Genomic DNA, 17769 nt, shown 5'->3' on the forward strand with positions numbered 1-17769 from the left:
TCGCCTGCCTTTCTCCACGCCGCACCTGTAAGAAGCGCGTGAACGTGGCGAAACTATACTCGCCCCATGCCGGTCTTCGAATATCGCGTCCGGGACATGAGCGGCAAGGTCCTGAAATCCCAGATGGAGGCCGAGACCATAGGCCAGGTCCGCGACGCCCTGCGCGCCAAGAACTTGATGATCGTCGAGGTCAAGCCGCCGCGCACCGGCATGAACGCCGACATCAAGATTCCGGGGCTGTCCGACCGTCCGCCCGGGCTCAAGCAGGTCGCCGTATTCAGCAAACAGCTCGCCACCCTCATCAACGCCGGGGTTCCGCTCGTGCAGTCGCTGAGCATCCTGCAAAAGCAGATCGAGCACAAGGGCTTTCAGGAGATCATGCGCAAGGTCCGGGGGGAGGTTGAAGCAGGCACCCCGTTCAGCGAGGCCATCGCGCAGTACCCCAAGGTGTTCAATCGCCTCTTCGTCAACCTTGTGCGCGCCGGTGAGACGAGCGGCACATTGGATACGGTCCTAGAGCGTATTGCTGCCTTCCAGGAAAAGCAACTTGCGCTGAACGGCAAACTCAAAAGCGCCCTCACTTACCCAATGGTAGTCTTGGTTTTCGCCTTGCTTATTACTTACTTTCTGCTCACGACCATCGTGCCGCAGTTCGCCGGCATTCTGACACAGCTCAATGCGCCGCTGCCCTTCATCACACGGCTGCTGATGGCCACCTCGGATTTCCTTAAGCACTCTACCCTCTTTATCGTAGTTAGCATCGCCATTGCTGTCTTTGCCTATCGCTGGTACTACAATAAGCCACAGGGGCGTAAAGTTGTCGATACGATCAAGCTCAAAATTCCGGTCTTCGGAGGTCTGATCCAGAAGACTGCTCTTAGCTCCTTCGCACGGACTTTCGGCCTACTGATTGGCAGCGGCGTGAACATCATCGAAAGCTTGGAGATCACGCGCGGCACCGCCAACAACGCCGTGGTCGAGGAGTCCATCGAAAACGCCAAGAACGTGGTCACGGTCGGCGAGCAGATGAGCTCGAGCCTGGCGACCAGCCCGGTCTTTCCGCCCATGGTCGTCTCGATGATCGCCATCGGGGAGGAGACGGGGGCGCTCGACACCATGCTGGGCAAGATCGGCGATTTCTACGACCGCGAGGTGGACGAGGCGGTGGACAGCCTCACGGCGGCGCTGGAACCCATCATGATCGTGTTCCTGGGCGGCATCGTTGGCGTAATCGTCGCGGGGATGTTCCTGCCGATGTTCAGCATCATCGGGGCACTCAGCCAGTAGAGGTTGTCGATTGCCATTTAGAATGAGCATTCCAGCCAACTAACTGAGCACTAGAAATCACCTAATACAGCTTGAAAAGGAATCCCCGCCATCTAGAAGGGCGGGGATTCCTCTATGAAGATTCTAACAACTGCTCATTCTATGTGTCCATGAGCTGACTACTCTTCAAAACGCCTGGGGGAGAACGAAAGTCGGCTCCAATAGGGTGTTTCTGCGATGAAAACCCCCAAGAGCCAACACCCTCACGATACCTTGCAGACCGCCCTGCGGTCTGCTTCTCCTCTGGACGCCCGCCGTCTGGTCGTGTTCACCGCGCTGATCCTCGCGGTCATTCAGGCCCGTACCGTCGTGCTCTACACCCTGAAGAATCATGTCCTGCTGGACGGCTCAGCATCAACGCGATACCAACGTCTGCTCCGCTTCGTGCAGTTCACCATTCCAGACCCGTTGTTCGCTTGCTTCGCGCTGTCCTTTCTTCCACAGGGCCCGCTCGACCTGATCCTCGACCGCACCAACTGGAAGCTGGGTCGACAGGACATCAATATCCTGCTGTCTGCTGTGTGGAATGGGTTCAGTCTGCCCTTGATGTGGCCCTTGCTGCCACATGGAGGGGCAAGCGATCAACGGACTCGTGAAGCGCTTGTGGAGCGCTTGCTCCTGGCCTGTCCGACTCGACCAGTACAGGCCTTGCTGGCCAATCGAGAATTCATCGGTGAGCACTGGTTCAAATTCCTCCACCAACACAGCATTGCGCCATGTATCCGTCTGCCTGCACGCGCGACCGTTGGGGGACATGGCCTGCCCGTGTGGGCCGTGTTCAAGAAGTTACGTCCCGGAGAGGTGCGCGTCTGGCGCGGCCAGACGCTGATCTATGGTGTTCGCCTTCGGGTGGCGGCCACGAAGAATGCCTCAGGTGAAACCTTGTTTCTCGCCTACCGGGGCCATGTCGGACCCAGTTTGGACCGGTATGCCCAGCGCTGGCAGACCGCAAATCTGCACGCCGCCCTGAAAACCAGAGGTTTCAACTCGGAGGATACGGGGTTGACCCGTGCAGAACGGTTCTCCACCCTGCTCACGGTCGTGAGTGTGGCATTCATCTGGGCATGCGTGACTGGCGAGCTGCTGGCCACCCGCACCATCATCAACGTCAAAAAGCACGGACACCGTGCGGTGTCCGTGTTCCGACTCGGCCTCGACCATCTTCAAGACCTGCTTCTGCACCCCTCTCGCTCGTCCTGGCGCACCCTGGCCACATTCATGCCGCGTTTTGAAGGGTAGTCAGGTCCATGAGCTCAGTACCCGACACTTTCCCGGGGGGCTTGAGAAAGTTCGGCTGAGTCGCGAGAACAGAACGCGTCTCCCGATGTCCTGGCCAAGCTGACCCGCTACTTCACCGTGCACTTCCCAGAGTTCCGCAAGAACCAGGTCGAGTTGCTTTCCCTCATGGTGCTTGCGTTCCTTGGGGGCAAGGACATCCGGCATGCCGAACTCGCCGCGCGCTTCCGGGGAAGCGCGCACAACGCCTCCGTCATCCGCCGTGTGGAACGCTTTTTCGACCGGCATCCCATCCAGCCAGCCGACGTCGCCCGGGTCGTTCTGACGCTCCTTCCCTCCGCACAACCACGCGAATTCATCCTCGACCGGACAAATTGGAAATACGGGCAGACCGATGTCAACGTCCTGCTCCTGGCCGTCATCTGGCGGGGCGGCGCGATCCCCCTCCTCTTCCTCTACGAGCTGCTGCCCCATGGGGGCGGCAGCCATACGGAGATCCGGCACACCCTCATGGACGATGCCCTCTGCCTGCTCTGCGCAGCGGAGATTCGGGTTCTGTACGCCGACCGTGAATTCGTCGGCTATAACTGGATTCAAGGAATGGCCCATCGTGGAATTCCTATCTGCGTGCACCTGTGGAGCGACACGTTGATGGACGCTTGGACGGCGAAGGACTGGCTGAGTCGCTTGCAGACCGGCACAGCCGGTCTGCAGGTCGAGTACACGCTGGTGTATGGGCAACTGATGAACGTGGTCCTGACGCACACGCGAGACGGAGAGGCCCTGGTCATTGCCAGTAACGCCAGAGCGGTAACGACCATCCAGACGCGATATCGCCGGAGGTTCCTGATCGAATGTCTCTTCCGAGCGCTCAAAACTAAGGGCTTCCAACTGGAGGCAACCCACATGACGCTCCACGATCACGTGGAGCGCCTGCTGTGCTTGTTGACGCTGACCTACACGTGGTGTGTGCTGGTCAGGGTCACATTGGACCGCCCGAAAAAGGCACATGGGCGCCGGGCGTGGAGCGTGGTGAAGATGGGCTTGCGGGAACTGGTCCGGGCGTTCAGCCGAGAGTCGACTCGCCTGTGTGACTTGATCGACCTGTTACTGCCGTCCCAGACGAACCACCCAGAAAGTGTCGGGTACTGAGCGATTTACCACGCCCTTCGGGGCGTTTTTTATCCCGCGGCGGCGTGGCAAGAGCCCGGTCACCCTATACTCCCCGGCGTGTCCTGGATGCTGCTGAGCGCCGCTCTCTTTTCACTGACCGACCCGGCCGGGGACGCGCACGGCGACGGCCGCTACGTTCTGCCCAGCCGCCCGCCGGTCAGCGCCGAGGCCGTGGACCTGCGCCGGTTCCAGGCCGCCGAGCAGGGCCGCGGCATGCGCTTCACGGTCGACTACGGCGCGGCGCAGAACCCCTGGAACCTGCCCTCGGGCTTCTCGGCGGGCGTGACCGACATCTTCGTCAAGACCGGGCGCGGTGGGCTCGAGCCCCTGAGCGACCTGAACCTGCGCGCGGCCGGAGGCCAATGGCAGTATCACCTGCGCGTTTCCGGCGCGGGCGCCACCCTGGAAGAGGTGCCGGAGGGGGCAGCCACCCCCACCCGGCTGGCCGACCCGGCCGTGCGGCTCTCGGGCACCAGCCTGATCATTGACGCGGCGGTGCCCCCCGGCCGCTACGCCTACTGGGTGACGAGCAGCGTCTTTTCGCCGCTGACCCCCGACGGGCTGCTGCGCCCCGGGACCGACGCGGGACCGGGGCAGCTCCAGGCCACGCGAACCGGCGCCCCGGTCCCGGTGGACGTGCTGGCCCCGGCCGGCGACCTCCAGGCCTACGAGAAGGGCACGCTGGCTGCCCAGGGCGAGGTCCGCGACCCGCGCCCCCTGCTGCTGACCGGCCTGGGCGCACTAGGCCTGCTGCTGACCGCCGCCGCGACCCTGTGGCTGTGGCGGCGCGGCGGATGAGGGTCCCCGCTCCCGCACTGATCCTGTGCGCCGCCATGCTGTGGGGCCTGCTGGGCATCCTGGGCAAGAGCGCCCAGGCGGCGGGTGTGGGACCGCTGGAGGTCGCCTTCTGGCGGGCGGTGCTGGGAGGCGCGCTGTTCGCGCTGCACGCCGCCGTCACCCGCGCCGCGCTGCCTCGGGGGCGCGACCTGTGGATCACGGCGGGCTTCGGGGTGCTCGGGGTCAGCGTGTTCTACGGCACCTACCAGCTCGCCGTGCGTGCGGGGGGCGCGAGCCTCGCCAGCGTGCTGCTGTACACCGCCCCCGCCTTCGTGGCCCTGATGGGCTGGGCCTTCCTGCGCGAGCGCCTGGGCCTGCGGGAGGTCGTGGCCGTCGTCGGTACGCTGCTGGGCATCGCCCTGATCAGCCTGGGCGGGGGCCAGGGAGTACAGGTCACGCCGGCCGCGCTGGCCTTCGGGCTGTGCGCGGGCTTCACCTACAGCCTGTACTACCTGTACGGCAAGGCCTTTTTCGGGCGCTACGCCCCAGCCGCGCTGTACGCCGTGGCGCTGCCGGTGGGCGCGCTGGGCCTCCTGCCCCTGACCGATTTCGCCCCCAAGCCGCCGGGCGCGTGGCTGAGCCTGGGGGCCATCGCGCTGTTCTCGACGTATCTGGCCTACCTCGCCTACAGCGCGGGATTGCGGCGGCTGGAGGCCACGCGCGCCAGCGTGATCGCCAGTCTGGAGCCGGTGGTGGCGGCCCTGCTCGCCGCGCTGCTCTTCGCCGAGCGCCTCTCGCCACTCGCGCTGGGTGGGGCGGCGCTGGTGGTCGGGGCCGCCCTGCTCCTGAGCGGCGCCTGGCCAGTGCGGCGGCGCGGCGCGGCGGGCGTCTCCTGACCGCGAGGGGCGGGCCGCCGCCCCCTCCCCCACCGCCGCAGGCCGGCCGTCCCTGGTGGGCGGCCGGTCTTGTCTGTAGGCTGGGCGCAGATGGACGGCGGCACACAAGCGACTTTGCTGCGATACCGGATTCTGGTTGACCTCACCCTGATCCTGGCGCGCACGACCCGCCGGCATGACCTGCTCGACGCCGTGCACCTGCACATGGGGCAGCTGTTCGTCGCGCCGATCACCATGCTCGCCCTGCGTGGCCCGCAGGGACAGTGGACCTGCCTGACCCGCGAGGCCGACCGCCTGCACCACAAGACCCTGACGCCTCAGGCCGACGGCCTGCTCGAACGGGTGTGGGCGGGACGGCTGCGCCTGACCAACGACCTCGCCACCTACGTGCAGCAAGAAGGCGTCACCCTGCGGCGGCTCGACCAGGCCTCCGCGCTGCCGCCGACCGCCTCGTGGATGGGCGTGCCGCTGGGCCACCCCGGCGCGGACGTGACCGGGGTCCTCTCGGTGCAGAGCTACCGGCAGGCGGCCTTCTCGCCGCAGGACCTCGAACTGCTGGAGGTTTTCGCGGCCCACCTGAGCGTGGCGCTCGACAACGCCGCGCTGCGCGAGCGCCTGGAGTGCGAAGCCATGACCGACGAGCTGACCGGCCTGGGCAACCGCCGCCGCCTCATGCTGGAAGGCGAGCGGGCGATGGCGCAGGGGCCGCTGTGCGTCGCGCTGCTCGACATCCAGGATTTCAAGCAGGTGAACGACGAGCGCGGGCACCTCGTGGGCGACGCCGTGCTGCGCGAGGTGGCCGAACTGCTGCGGACCTGCGTGCAGCCCAGTGGCGAGGCCTTCCGGCTCGGCGGCGACGAGTTCGCCCTGCTGTTGCCTGGGCCGGTCGGAGACCAGGAACCGCGCCTGCGCCAGCTGCGCGCCGCGCTCGCGGCGATGCCGGCCGACCTGGCCGCCGAGGTCAACCTGGGGCTGGCCGGCAGCCGGCCTGGCGAGGGCCTCGACGACCTGCTGGGACGCGCCGATGAGCGGATGTACCAGGCCAAGGCCCGCCGGGTCTTCGTGGACCCGCCGCGCGCCCCGGCCCCGGTCCCCCCGGAGCACTGACGCAGGGCCAGCGACACGCCGCCTTCCTCAGCGCGGTTGCAGGTCGAAATCCCACTCGAAGGAGCGGCCCCAGGGCAACCGGGCATCTTCCAGGGTGTAGCTGCCGCCCAGGCGCAGCGGGAAGTAGTCGCGCGCGAGGCTCAGCAGCTTGTCCTGGGCCTGGGGGGTATTCAGGGCGGTCTCGGGCACGGCCCTACGCAGCGCGGCGCGCAGTTCGGCGCTGTAGATCACGTCGTTGGCGTACTCGCGGGCCAGCAGGGCGTCCTGCCGCACGGGGTCGGCCGCCACTCCGGCGGCGGGCAGGGCCACCTTGGCGTGGGCCAGCGCCGTGCCCAGGTTGTTGCCGGGCGTGCCCCAGGCGGCGAGGGCGCGCAGGTTGGCGTTCTGGCGCAGGGTCGAGAGGTCGCTCCACAGCCGCACGTTGCCCAGGTTGACCTGATTCACGTCGGCCACCGCCACCGCCCCGGCGCGCAGCAGGGCGCTGACCCGCAGCGCCGCCCGGCGGGGGTCGCCGCCGTTGTAGACGTACAGCGTCAGGTCGGCGGCCCCCGTCGCGACCGTGTAGCCGCTCGCCTCGGCGTGGTTCACGGCACTCTGGGTCAGGGGAATGCCCTCGTAGCGCACTGCGGCCTTCGCCTTCTCGGGATCGCTGTACTCGATGCGCACCGTGGCCGGCTGCGGCGCGCGGGCACGGGCCACCAGCATCGAGAGGACCTCGTCGGCGCCGGGGTACACCCGCACGTTGGCCGGGGCGTCTGCGGCCAGCGCCGCGCCTTCCTGCGGCGCCGGATTGCCGGGCAGGGCGTCGTCCCAGGTGACGTGCAGCTCGCGGAACACGCCCTCACGCGCCCAGCCCACGAGCGCGCGGGCCACCGCCAGGTTGCGGGCCCGGTCGGTGGCGTCGGGCTCGCGCGGCAGGGTCACGAAGGCGTAGACCGGCTGGCCGGTGCGCGCCGCCCACTCGCGGATGGGCGCGAGCCGGGCCAGCGCCTGCTCGGCGCTCAGGGGGCTCGTGCGCGACTGCACCAGCCCCCCGTAGGCCAGCGCGTCGAGCGCCGCGACCAGGGGACGGTCCGTGGGCTGCGCCGCGAGCCACGCCGCGAGCGCCGCCGGGTCCGCGCCGCGCGTGGCGTTCCCCAGGAGCGCGGCGGGCACCACGGCCGCCTCTCCGCCGCGCAGGTCCGCGATCAGGGCCGGCAGCACCCGGGTCGCGGGCCGCGAGTCGAGCGGCAGCAGCAGTGGCGCGGGCAAGGCAGGCTGGGGCGCGGCAGCCTGGGCCTGGGCAGCGGCCCCGAGGCTCAGGGCGGCAAGGGCAAGGGTGGCGGACACGTTCATGGCGGGCAGGCTAGCGGGCGCGCGTGAAGCAGGCTTGAGGAGACGGTGGTGGGGCGGCTCCCCCGGAACATGGAGGCCCCCGATACGCTCGCGCGGCCCCGGCGCGGCGTAGCCTGGACGGATGAGGCTGCTCGAAACCGTGACGAGGGACATTCTCCATGAAGACCGCTGACCTGTGGCTGCTGGCGTGGCGGGGCCTGACCCGCCGCCCGGTCCGGACCCTGCTCACCGCGCTGGGCATCACGGTGGCGGTGGCGAGCATGGTGGTGTTCCTGTCGCTGGGCGAGGGCATCCGCAAGGTGTTCACGGCCGAGCTGGGGGGCATCGGCCCCGACATCCAGGTCAGCCTCAACGGGCTGTCGCAGGGCTTCGCGCCGCAGGCCAACCTCGACGAGGCGGTCGTGTCGCGCATTCAGGGCCTCTCGGGCGAGCTGGGCCTGAGCAACGTGACCCCGGTGGTCATGTCGCTGCGCGGGAGCCTGGACGTGGCGCAGAGCACCGTGCTCTACGGCCTGCCGGCGGCGGGCGGCCTGAGCGCCATCTTTCCCAAGACGCAGGTGGCGACGGGGCGCAGCCTCACGGCCGCCGACGAGACTGGAGCGGTGGCGGTCGTGGGGGCCAAGAGCGCCGAGAACCTGCGCCTCTCGGTCGGCTCGACCCTGAACCTCAACCGCCAGAGCCGCGTGCGCGTGATCGGCGTGCTGGCGCCCGAGTCCGGGCTGGTGGACAACTTCATCTTCCTGCCCATCCGCACGCTGCAACGCGCCGAGGGCGCGACCGGGCGTGTATCGCTGGTGGCGGTCAAGCTGCAGAACCCGCGCAATGCGGCGGCGGTCGCCAAGACCCTGACCGAACGCCTGAAGCTCGAAGCCCAGACCCAGTCGGATTTCCTGAGCTTCGTGGACCGCGCCCTGAAGATCAGCGACGCGGTGCGCTTCGGCATTTCGCTCATCGCCCTGATCGTGGGCGGGCTGGCGGTGGCGAACACGGTCATGATGGGCGTCTTCGAGCGCACCCGCGAGTTCGGCACCCTGCGGGCGATGGGCGCGCGTCCCGGCTTCGTGCGCGCGCTGGTCCTGAGCGAGTCGCTGCTGCTCTCGCTCGTGGGCGGCGTGGGCGGCCTGCTGCTGGGGCTGGCGGGCATCTGGGCCGTGAACCTCTACACCCAGGACCTCGCGGGCATCGACGCGGCGGCGCTGACCCCGGCGCTGACCGCGCTGGCCCTGGGCATCAGCCTGCTGCTGGGGCTGCTCTCGGGGCTGCTGCCGGCCCGCAGCGCCGCGCGCATGCCTATCACCGAAGCCCTGGGGCGCGTATGACCGGCGCACAGCCGGCGGCCCTGGCGACCGAAAATCTCTCGCGCGTCTACCCCAGCGGCGAGGGCGAGATCACGGCGCTTTCTCCCTTCACGCACACCTTCGCGCCGGGCCTCACGGCGGTCGTGGGGCCGTCGGGCAGCGGCAAGAGCACCCTGCTCAACCTGCTGGCGGGCTTCGACACCCCCAGCGGCGGGCGGGTGCGGGTGGGCGACACCGACCTGCACGCCCTTTCGGAAACGGGCCGCGCCGACTTCCGGCTGGCGAACTACGGCTTCGTGTTCCAGAACCACAACCTCGTGAGCATCCTGAGCGCGCAGGAGAACGTCGAGTTTCCGCTGCTGCTGGCGGGCGTGCCCGCGCGCGAGCGCCGCGACCGTGCCCGCACCCTGCTGGACGACGTCGGGCTGCTGGCCCGCGCCGGACACCTGCCGCACCAGCTCTCGGGCGGCGAGGCCCAGCGCGTCGCCATCGCCCGCGCCCTGGCCCGCGACCCGGCGGTGCTGCTGGCCGACGAACCGACCGGCAACCTCGACACCCGGACCGGCCAGAAGGTGCTGGAACTGTTGACCGGCCCGGCGCGTCAGGGCCGCACGGTCGTCCTGATCACCCACGACCGCGACGTGGCCGCGCTGGCCGACCACCGCCTGGAGGTCCGCGACGGGGTGGTGAGCCGGGGGGAGCACTAGGGCGGCGCGCCATAAGGGTTCCTGATCAGGGGGCACTGGACCATCCGGCCCGCCCCCTTCTCCCGCGTTACTTCACCTGCACCTGACCGTCCCGCAACAGGAAGGTGCGGCCCTGGGCGTCCACCAGGCGGGCGACGACCTGCACGCCCTCGCCCGCCGTCACGCCGTCGGCCACGCCGCGCCCCACCGCCACCGTGCAGCCGGCGCCGCAGCGGCGCTGGTCGGCGCTGTCCACATCCGCACTCCACACGCCGCTGTCGGTCACCACATACACGTCCGTGACGCGCAGGCCCGACGCCAGCGTGCGCGGTGTCCGGACACGGACCTGCACGTTGAACAGGCTGCCGCTGATGACCGGGGCGGCCTCGGCGCGGATGACCTGCCCGGTCACGTTCAGCGAGGTGGGGGCGTCGAGCAGCTGGCCGGTCGTCGGCGGCTCGACCTGCACGCCGCAGCCGGCCAGCAGGGCGAGGAGCACGGCGAACAGGCGCTTCATGCCCCCCAGTCTAAAAGAAAACCCGCCCCGTAGGGCCGGCCTTCTTCACAGAGCGCACACCGGACGGTGCCAGAACCTTGATCCGCAGGCGCGGGGACCTTTGTCCGGCCCCCGTGCCCCGCACTCACCAGGTCAGGTCGGGCGGCGTCACCACCCGGTCGGCGGGCTGGTCGGTGACCAGGGTGTAGGTCAGGACGTAGGTACCCGGAATGACGCGCTGGAGCAGCAGCGTGTCGCCGCTCACCTGCGGCACGGCGCTCGCGAGGCTCGGCCCCTGCACCGTGACCGGGCCGCGCGTGGCTCCGGCCGGCAGCGGATCGATGAGGCGCACGTTGTCCAGCGTGCGGTCCACCGTGAGGGTCAGGGTGACGGCGTATCCCTGCGCGGCAGGTTCGACGTTCTTGTTCAGGCTGCCGCGCGCCCCGTTCTCGACGGCGCGGGTCACGTTGGCGCCGCCCGGCGCGCGCACCCGCGCCTGCCCGGTGGTGCGCAGGCCCGCCGGGTCCAGCACGGCCTCGGCGGTGTCGGTGCGGCACACCCGCACGGGCACCTTGAGGCGCAGCGCCTGCCCCCCCCGAAATCGCCCGGCAGTTCCAGCGGGTAGTCGCTCGTCCAGCCGCTCGGCAGGTTCAGGCGCAGGCGTGCGGGCAGCTTGTACGGAAAGTCGGTCTTGGCGACGGCCACGAGCTGCGTCACGTCGCAGGCGTTCAGGAGGTCCGGAGCCGTGACGAGCGAGACCTCGGTCTGCACGTTGTACTCGATGGTCACGCGGCCGGTCGTGCCGTCGCTGACCCGGCCCGGCGCGGGCGAGGCGAAGGTGCTGCCCGGCACCTGGGTGGGCGTGACCGGGTAGTCGCCGGGGGCGAGCGGCACCGTCGCCGGGGTGTTCAGGGTGCGGCCGCCGACCTGGAAGGGCACGCCGGTCAGCGGCACGCGCGTGTCGCCGTAGATCGCCACGGCGTCCACGGCGAGCTGGCCCGAGGGCGGCCGGGCCACGAAGCGCAGCTTGTTGTAGCCGGGCTGGTAGCGGATCTCGCCGGGCGACACTACGTTGGCCTTGCCCTCGATGATGCTCGCACTCACCGGCACGTAGCCGCCGGGCAGCACCGGGCGCACGGTCGTCTCGCCGATCAGGGCGTAGCTGGCCCCCGGAATGGGGCGGCCCTGCGGGTCCACCACGTCCACGAGCAGCTGGTTGGCGACCTTGACGCCGGGCGGCGGCGTGAAGCCCCCCACCACGGCCGTCACCGGCTGGTCGCCCAGGCGGAAGGAATAGCGGATGGCGTTGCTGTACTGCTTGGAGGTGGGCAGCACCCGGATATAGACCTGCCAGTCGCCCACGAGGTCGGGCGTGATGGCGAAGCGGTCGGTGGCCGACTTGCCGTTGTCGCTGGTGGTGAGGTTCACGCGCTTGCCGCCCGGCTGCACCACCCAGGTCTCGGCCTCCTGCGCGCCGTCCACGTCGTAGTTGATGAGGCTGACCGTCTGGCCCACCCACTCGCGCGGCACGCTCAGGCGCGCGGCGAGCAGGGCGTTTTCGCCGGTGTCGCGGGCGTTGACGCTGAAGTCGCTGGTTTCGAGGGTAAAGGGCGAGGCCACGCGCAGCGCGAAGGAGTTCTTGCCGTCGCCGCTGCTGTCTACCTTGAGGGTGTAGGTGCCGGCGCTCAGGCCCCCGGCGAACAGGCTTTCCCAGGTGTGCTCGCGGCCGGTGCCGTAGCGGCGCTCGGCGACCACGCCGCCGGGGCCGGTCAGGGTGAAGGTCGTGGTGAAGGGCTCGTTCTTCTTGTACAGCTCGTCGCCGAAGTAGCCTGCGCCCCGGCGGCCGTCCACGTAGTCCGCGAGGTTGAAGCCCGGCGAGTACAGCTCCAGGCCCAGGGGCCTCCCCGCGTCCTGCGGCGAGACGCGGATGACGTAGGACTCCACCTCCTGCGGCCACTTCTCGCCCACCGACACCAGGGGCAGGATGCCGCCGGTCGGCGAGTCGGCGCTGGCGGGCACCTGGGCGGGGGCAGCCTGGGCCGGGGCCGGCTGTGCAGGTGCGGTCTGGGCCGACGCGGCGCCCAGTGCCAGCAGCGCGGCGAGAAGGAAGGTAGAGCGGGCAGGCGGCGTCTTCACTGAGAAAAAGCATACCGTGGGGCGTGCCCGGGCGCGGCGGGGGTATGCTCGCCCCATGAGCGACGCGACCGGCCCCCGCCTGACCCATCTGCCCGCCTGGACCGCCCTGCAAGCCCACTACGGCGAGCTGAAAGACCAGCACCTGCGCGACCTGTTCGCCGCCGACCCTGCGCGCGGCGAGCGCCTGAGCGCCGAGGGCGCGGGCCTGTACCTCGACTACTCCAAGCACCGCGTGACCGACGACACCGTGCGGCTGTTGCTGCAACTCGCCGACGAGGCGGGCGTGGCCGCCAAGCGCGACGCCATGTTCGCGGGCGAGAAGATCAACGTGACCGAGGGGCGCGCCGTGCTGCACACCGCCCTGCGCCAGCCGCGCGGCGCGCAGGTGCTCGTGGACGGTCACGACGTGGTGCCCGACGTGCACGAAGTCCTGGACCGCATGGCGACCTTTGCCGACGCCGTGCGCGCGGGCGAGTGGCTGGGGTATACGGGCCAGCCCATCAGGAACATCGTGAACATCGGCATCGGCGGCTCGGACCTCGGCCCGGTGATGGCCTACGAGGCCCTGAAGCACTACGCCCAGCGGGGCCTCACGCTGCGCTTTGTGTCGAACGTGGACGGCACCGACCTCGTCGAGAAGACCCGCGACCTCGACCCGGCGCAGACCCTGTTCATCGTGTCGAGCAAGACCTTCACCACGCAGGAGACGATGGCGAACGCCCGGAGCGCGCGCGCGTGGCTGCTGGCCACCCTGAAGGACGACGCGGCAGTCGCCCGGCACTTCGTGGCCGTCTCGACGAACGCTGCCGAGGTCGGGAAGTTCGGCATCGACACCGCGAACATGTTCGGCTTCTGGGACTGGGTCGGCGGGCGTTACAGCATGGACAGCGCCATCGGCCTGAGCCTGATGCTGGCGGTCGGCCCGGACGGCTTCCGCGAGCTGCTCGCCGGCTTCCACGAGATGGACGAGCACTTCCGCACCGCGCCGCCCGAGAAGAACCTGCCGGTGCTGATGGGCATGCTGGGCGTCTGGTACAACAACTTCTTCGGGGCCGAGACGGTCGCCGTGCTGCCCTACGACCAGTACCTCGCCTACTTCAGCGCGTACCTCCAGCAGCTCGACATGGAGAGCAACGGCAAGCACGTGACCCTGGGAGGCGAGCACGTGGACTACCAGACCGGCCCGGTCATCTGGGGCCAGCCGGGCACGAACGGCCAGCACGCCTTCTACCAGCTCATCCACCAGGGCACCAAGCTCATTCCCTGCGACTTCATCGGCTTCTGCCAGACCCTCAACCCGCTGCCCATCCCCGGCGGCGCGCCGCACCACGACCTGCTGATGGCGAACGTGTTCGCGCAGACCGAGGCGCTGGCCTTCGGCAAGACGCTGGAAGAGGTCCTGGCCGACGGCGTGGACCCGGAGGTCGCGCCGCACCGCGTCTTCGAGGGCAACCGGCCCACGAGCACCCTGCTGGCCGACCGCCTGACCCCGCACACGCTGGGCGCCTTGATCGCGCTGTACGAGCACAAGGTCTTCGTGCAGGGCGCCGTGTGGGACATCAATTCCTTCGACCAGTGGGGCGTGGAGCTGGGCAAGGTGCTCGCCGGGCGCATCGTGCCCGAGCTGGGCGACGCCGAAAGCGACCTCGCGCACGACAGCAGCACGAACACGCTGATCCGCCGTTACCGCGCGCGCCGGGGGGCCAGGCAGTGACCGCCCCCGAGATGGACGCCGAGACGCTGGCCTTTCTCCAGAACGTGTTCGAGCTCGTGCGGGCGGGCGACACCGAACAGCTCGCGCCGCTGCTCGCGGGCGGGCTGCCGCCGAACCTGCGCAACCACAAGGGCGACAGCCTGCTCATGCTGGCGAGCTACCACGGCCACCGCGACCTGAGCGAACTGCTGCTGACCCACGGTGCGGACCCCGAACTCGCCAACGACCAGGCGCAGACCCCCCTTCAGGGCGCCGCCTTCAAGGGCGACCTGAACATGGTGCGGCTGCTGCTGGCCCACGGCGCGCACGTCGAGGGCCGGGCCTTCGAGGGCGGCAAGACGGCCCTGACCTTCGCCGCGATGTTCGGGCGCACGGCGATTGTCGAGGAACTGCTCGCGCACGGCGCCGACCCCCGCGCCCGCGACGCCGAGGGCACGGCCCCTCTGGACGCCGCCCGCATGATGGGCGCGCAGGAGACGGTGGCCCAGCTCGAGCGTGTGCTGGCCCAGGACAGCACCGATCCTGCCCGCCTGAACTGAGCGGGAGGAGAACGGCCCCGCGCCCTTTTCCACACTTTGTCATCTGTTGTGCTTTGGAAAATGAGGTTCCGGAGCACAATGGAGGCATGACCACTTCTCCCGCCCTGCCCCTGTCGGTGCTCGATCTCGTCCCCGTGCCTCTCGGCTCGGACGCGGCGCAGGGAGTCAGGGACGCCCTGCACCTCGTCCAGACCGCCGAGAGCCTGGGGTACGGACGTTACTGGGTGGCCGAGCACCACAACATGGCCTCGCTGGCGAGCAGCGTGCCGCTGGCAGTGCTCGCGGCGGCCTCGCAGGTCACCTCGCGCATCCGGCTCGGGTCGGGCGGCGTGATGCTGCCCAACCATGCGCCGCTGGCCGTCGCGGAGGGCTACCGCCTCCTCTCGGCGCTGGCCCCCGACCGCGTGGACCTGGGCCTGGGCCGCGCGCCCGGCACCGACGGCCGCACGGCGAGCGCGCTGCGCGGCGTGGGAAACTACGAAGAACCCTTCGAGCGCCAGCTCGGTGACCTAATCGCCTTCGGCACGGGCGAATTCCCGGCCGGGCACCCCTACGCGGGCACGGTCGCCTCGCCCGCCGGCGAGGGCCTGTTCCCGCCCCTGTGGATTCTGAGCAGCAGCGGCCACGGCGCGCATGTGGCGGCCGAGGCGGGCGCGGGGCTGGCCTTCGCGTGGCACATCAACCCCGACACGGCGCTGGCGCGCGCCGCCGCCGACGCCTACCGCCGCGCCTTCGTGCCGTCGGAGGCTTTCGCGCAGCCGCGCGTGCTGGTCGCCGCGAGCGTGATCTGCGCGGCCACGCAGGAAGAAGCCGAGGAGCTGAGCCTCCCCCTGGGCCTGATGTTCCTGCGCCTGCGCCGGGGCGAGACCGCACCCTTCCCGACCGTCGAGGAGGCCCGGGCGTATCCCTACACCCCGCAGGAGCGCGCCGTGGCCGAGGCGGCGCGGGCGCGGGCCATCGTGGGCGACCCGGAGACGGTGGTGCGGCGACTGCGCCAGCTCGCGCGCGACACGGCCGCCGACGAACTCATGCTGGGCGCGATGATGCCCGACCCCGCCGCCCGCGCCGAGGGCTACCGCCTGATCATGGAGGCCATGCGCGCCGCCGAAACCCAGGCTGAACCGGCCATCGCTTATTGAGAATTATTCCTATTAAGAGTAGACTGGGGGCATGCCCGAGCTTGTCCCCACCGTCCGCCCCATGCCGCAAGCTCCCGAGGTGGCCCCGGCCGGGCAGGACCACACGTTCGTGCTCCAGAAGGTGCAGCCCGCGCTGCTGGGGCTCATGGACGGGTCGGTCAGCACCCTCGCCCCCATCTTCGCGGTGGCGGGCCTGACCGGCAAACCCATCGACGCCTTTTTCGTCGGCCTCGCCGCCAGCGTCGGCGCCGGCATCAGCATGGGCCTCGCCGAGGCCCTCAGCGACGACGGCGTGGTGTCGGGACGCGGCGCTCCCCTCGCCCGCGGCGTCATCACCGGCCTCGCCACCGTCCTGGGCGGCATGCTCCACACCCTCCCCTTCCTCATTCCGGACCTGCGTACGGCCCTCACGCTGGCCTACGCGGTCGTCGTCGTCGAGCTGCTGCTCATCGCCCTGATCCGCTGGAAGTACATGCGCAGCCCCCTGCCCCAGACCATCCTTCAGGTCATCGTCGGCGGCGCCGTCGTCTTCGCCGTCGGCGTCTGGCTCGGCCGCCTCGGCTCGGCCGGGTAAACGCAAAGGGTGGGCCGGTCAGCCCACCCTCCTCTCCTTGCCACCGGCACCGCCGGTCTTGTCCCGTGCGCCTCCCGGTCGCTACCGGAACGCCACCTTTTCCGGCTCGGGCAGGCGCGAGGCGATCCAGGCGCTGGGCAGCAGCAGCGACAGGCTGACGAGCGCCGCCGTGGTCGGGCTGGTCGCGTCGGCCAGCGCGCCCACCAGGAACACCAGCATCCCCGCGAAGCCCCACGAGAAGCCCATCATGATCGAACTGGCGACCGCGACGTGCCCCGGCGCGTACTCCTGCGCCGTGACCACACCGACCGGGATGCTGGCGTTCACGGCCGCTCCGACCAGGAAGGTCAGCGGGTAGAACCACCAGTTGGCCGGGCTGCTCAGGATCAGCAGGGCGAAAAACGGCACCGACGCGAGGATGGCGGCGCGCAGTACGGGCGTGCGGCCGTAGCGGTCGCTCAGGCGGCCCCCCAGGATGCCCCCGGCAGCGCTGGCGACCGCGAACACGGCCAGGGTCACGGCGACCTCGCGCGCCCCGAAGCCCCTGGCGAGCAGCATGAAGGGCAGCATGGCGTTGTAGCCCATGCTGGCCAGCGAGCGCAGCACCGCCATACCCCACAGCCACACCAGCGGTCCCCGGAAGATGCCCGCGTACTCGGCCAGCCCCACCCGCCGCGCCTTCTGGGTGCCGCTGGGGGTGACGGCGAAAGTCAGTGCGGCGATCACCACGCCGATCAGGGCGAACCAGGGCAGGTGGGTGAGGCCCACGCCCGCGAACACCGGCCCCAGGGCCATGCCCGCCGTACCGCCCGCACTGAACAGACTGGCCCACAGTCCGCGCTTGTCGGCCGGGCTGTGCTGCGCGACGTAGGCCGCCCCCGCCGGATGAAAGAAACCGCTGCCGAAGCCCGCGACCGCCACGAGCAGGACGAGCGCCCCGAACCAGGGCACGAAGCCCATCAGGGTCAGGCCGACGCCGGTCATGAGTGGGCCGAGGGCGGCGGCGTAACGGCGGTCGATCCGCTCGCCCAGGATGCCCAGCAGGGGCTGGAGCACGCTGCTCGTGAGGCTGTAGACGCTGGAAAGGAGCGTCACGGCCGCGATGGTCACGCCGTACTTGGCCTGGAGGGCCGGGGTCAGGGGCGTGAGCATGGCGCTGTAGGCGTCGTTGATGAAGTGTCCGGCCGTGACCGCGACCGCGATGGCGACGGCCGGACCGGCCACCGACGGCCGCGCGGCGCCGGGCAGGGCCGGTGAGGAAGGTGAGCGCATAGGCCCCACCTTACGCCCGTCGCGGCAATCCCAAGAAGAACTCAAGCGCATTTTTGGCCCGCCAT

At 69.8% G+C, this 17769-nt stretch carries 17 protein-coding genes; 12 read left to right on the top strand and 5 right to left on the bottom strand.

Going from position 1 to position 17769, the window contains the following annotated elements:
- Window positions 1-66 precede the first annotated feature (66 nt).
- The 6 genes from pilC (at window position 67) to DGO_RS21140 (ending at window position 6515) form a co-directional block, all read left to right on the top strand.
- The gene (gene pilC / locus DGO_RS10915) at window positions 67-1287 is read left to right on the top strand and encodes a type IV pilus assembly protein PilC (RefSeq protein WP_014685578.1); all 1221 of its coding nucleotides are present in this window, start codon (window positions 67-69) and stop codon (window positions 1285-1287) included.
- A 216-nt stretch (window positions 1288-1503) separates the two neighbouring features.
- Window positions 1504-2565, top strand: a complete 1062-nt coding sequence (locus tag DGO_RS10920) for an IS4 family transposase (RefSeq protein WP_014685579.1) — start codon at window positions 1504-1506, stop codon at window positions 2563-2565.
- Window positions 2566-2682: 117 nt separating this feature from the next.
- The gene (locus tag DGO_RS10925) at window positions 2683-3714 is read left to right on the top strand and encodes a transposase (protein ID WP_226991347.1); all 1032 of its coding nucleotides are present in this window, start codon (window positions 2683-2685) and stop codon (window positions 3712-3714) included.
- Window positions 3715-3801: 87 nt separating this feature from the next.
- On the top strand, window positions 3802-4533 hold the full coding sequence (locus DGO_RS10930; protein WP_043802100.1) for a glucodextranase DOMON-like domain-containing protein: 732 nt from the start codon (window positions 3802-3804) through the stop codon (window positions 4531-4533).
- Entirely contained in the window at window positions 4530-5408 is an 879-nt protein-coding gene (locus DGO_RS10935; protein ID WP_043803715.1) for a DMT family transporter, read from the top strand. The genes DGO_RS10930 and DGO_RS10935 overlap by 4 nt, the downstream gene beginning before the upstream one ends.
- Before the next feature lie 90 nt (window positions 5409-5498).
- Window positions 5499-6515 (top strand): GGDEF domain-containing protein, encoded by a 1017-nt coding sequence (locus tag DGO_RS21140; RefSeq protein WP_014685583.1) that lies wholly within the window; start codon window positions 5499-5501, stop codon window positions 6513-6515.
- Between the two features lie 27 nt (window positions 6516-6542).
- On the opposite strand, the gene DGO_RS10945 is transcribed toward DGO_RS21140, so the two are convergent.
- Window positions 6543-7850 (bottom strand): DUF4127 family protein, encoded by a 1308-nt coding sequence (locus DGO_RS10945; RefSeq protein WP_043802103.1) that lies wholly within the window; start codon window positions 7848-7850, stop codon window positions 6543-6545.
- A gap of 158 nt (window positions 7851-8008) precedes the next feature.
- Here DGO_RS10945 and DGO_RS10950 point away from each other — a divergent pair, with 158 nt between their 5' ends.
- On the top strand, window positions 8009-9169 hold the full coding sequence (locus DGO_RS10950; RefSeq protein ID WP_014685585.1) for an ABC transporter permease: 1161 nt from the start codon (window positions 8009-8011) through the stop codon (window positions 9167-9169).
- Window positions 9166-9855 carry an ABC transporter ATP-binding protein gene (locus tag DGO_RS10955; protein ID WP_014685586.1) on the top strand — a complete coding sequence of 230 codons (690 nt, stop codon included), beginning with the start codon at window positions 9166-9168 and terminating at the stop codon, window positions 9853-9855. The genes DGO_RS10950 and DGO_RS10955 overlap by 4 nt, the downstream gene beginning before the upstream one ends.
- Window positions 9856-9922: 67 nt before the next feature.
- On the opposite strand, the gene DGO_RS10960 is transcribed toward DGO_RS10955, so the two are convergent.
- The 3 genes from DGO_RS10960 to DGO_RS10965 all read right to left on the bottom strand — a co-directional run bounded on the left by DGO_RS10960 (window position 9923) and on the right by DGO_RS10965 (window position 12466).
- Entirely contained in the window at window positions 9923-10351 is a 429-nt protein-coding gene (locus DGO_RS10960; protein ID WP_043802105.1) for a hypothetical protein, read from the bottom strand.
- A gap of 124 nt (window positions 10352-10475) precedes the next feature.
- Window positions 10476-10889: a hypothetical protein gene (locus tag DGO_RS24270; protein WP_226991348.1), complete on the bottom strand. Its 414-nt coding sequence runs from the start codon at window positions 10887-10889 to the stop codon at window positions 10476-10478.
- Window positions 10793-12466 carry a hypothetical protein gene (locus tag DGO_RS10965; protein ID WP_226991349.1) on the bottom strand — a complete coding sequence of 558 codons (1674 nt, stop codon included), beginning with the start codon at window positions 12464-12466 and terminating at the stop codon, window positions 10793-10795. Before DGO_RS10965 ends, DGO_RS24270 begins: the two co-directional genes overlap by 97 nt.
- 55 nt (window positions 12467-12521) lie before the next feature.
- Here DGO_RS10965 and pgi point away from each other — a divergent pair, with 55 nt between their 5' ends.
- The 4 genes from pgi to DGO_RS10985 all read left to right on the top strand — a co-directional run bounded on the left by pgi (window position 12522) and on the right by DGO_RS10985 (window position 16432).
- On the top strand, window positions 12522-14180 hold the full coding sequence (gene pgi / locus DGO_RS10970) for a glucose-6-phosphate isomerase (RefSeq protein ID WP_043802108.1): 1659 nt from the start codon (window positions 12522-12524) through the stop codon (window positions 14178-14180).
- Window positions 14181-14191: 11 nt separating this feature from the next.
- Window positions 14192-14719 carry an ankyrin repeat domain-containing protein gene (locus DGO_RS10975; protein WP_014685589.1) on the top strand — a complete coding sequence of 176 codons (528 nt, stop codon included), beginning with the start codon at window positions 14192-14194 and terminating at the stop codon, window positions 14717-14719.
- An 86-nt stretch (window positions 14720-14805) separates the two neighbouring features.
- Window positions 14806-15858 carry an LLM class flavin-dependent oxidoreductase gene (locus DGO_RS10980; RefSeq protein WP_014685590.1) on the top strand — a complete coding sequence of 351 codons (1053 nt, stop codon included), beginning with the start codon at window positions 14806-14808 and terminating at the stop codon, window positions 15856-15858.
- Window positions 15859-15889: 31 nt separating this feature from the next.
- Window positions 15890-16432 (top strand): VIT1/CCC1 transporter family protein, encoded by a 543-nt coding sequence (locus DGO_RS10985; protein WP_226991351.1) that lies wholly within the window; start codon window positions 15890-15892, stop codon window positions 16430-16432.
- 81 nt (window positions 16433-16513) lie between these two features.
- On the opposite strand, the gene DGO_RS10990 is transcribed toward DGO_RS10985, so the two are convergent.
- Window positions 16514-17704, bottom strand: a complete 1191-nt coding sequence (locus DGO_RS10990) for an MFS transporter (protein ID WP_014685591.1) — start codon at window positions 17702-17704, stop codon at window positions 16514-16516.
- Window positions 17705-17769 lie beyond the last annotated feature (65 nt).

Source organism: Deinococcus gobiensis I-0 (assembly GCF_000252445.1).
Lineage (GTDB): Bacteria > Deinococcota > Deinococci > Deinococcales > Deinococcaceae > Deinococcus > Deinococcus gobiensis.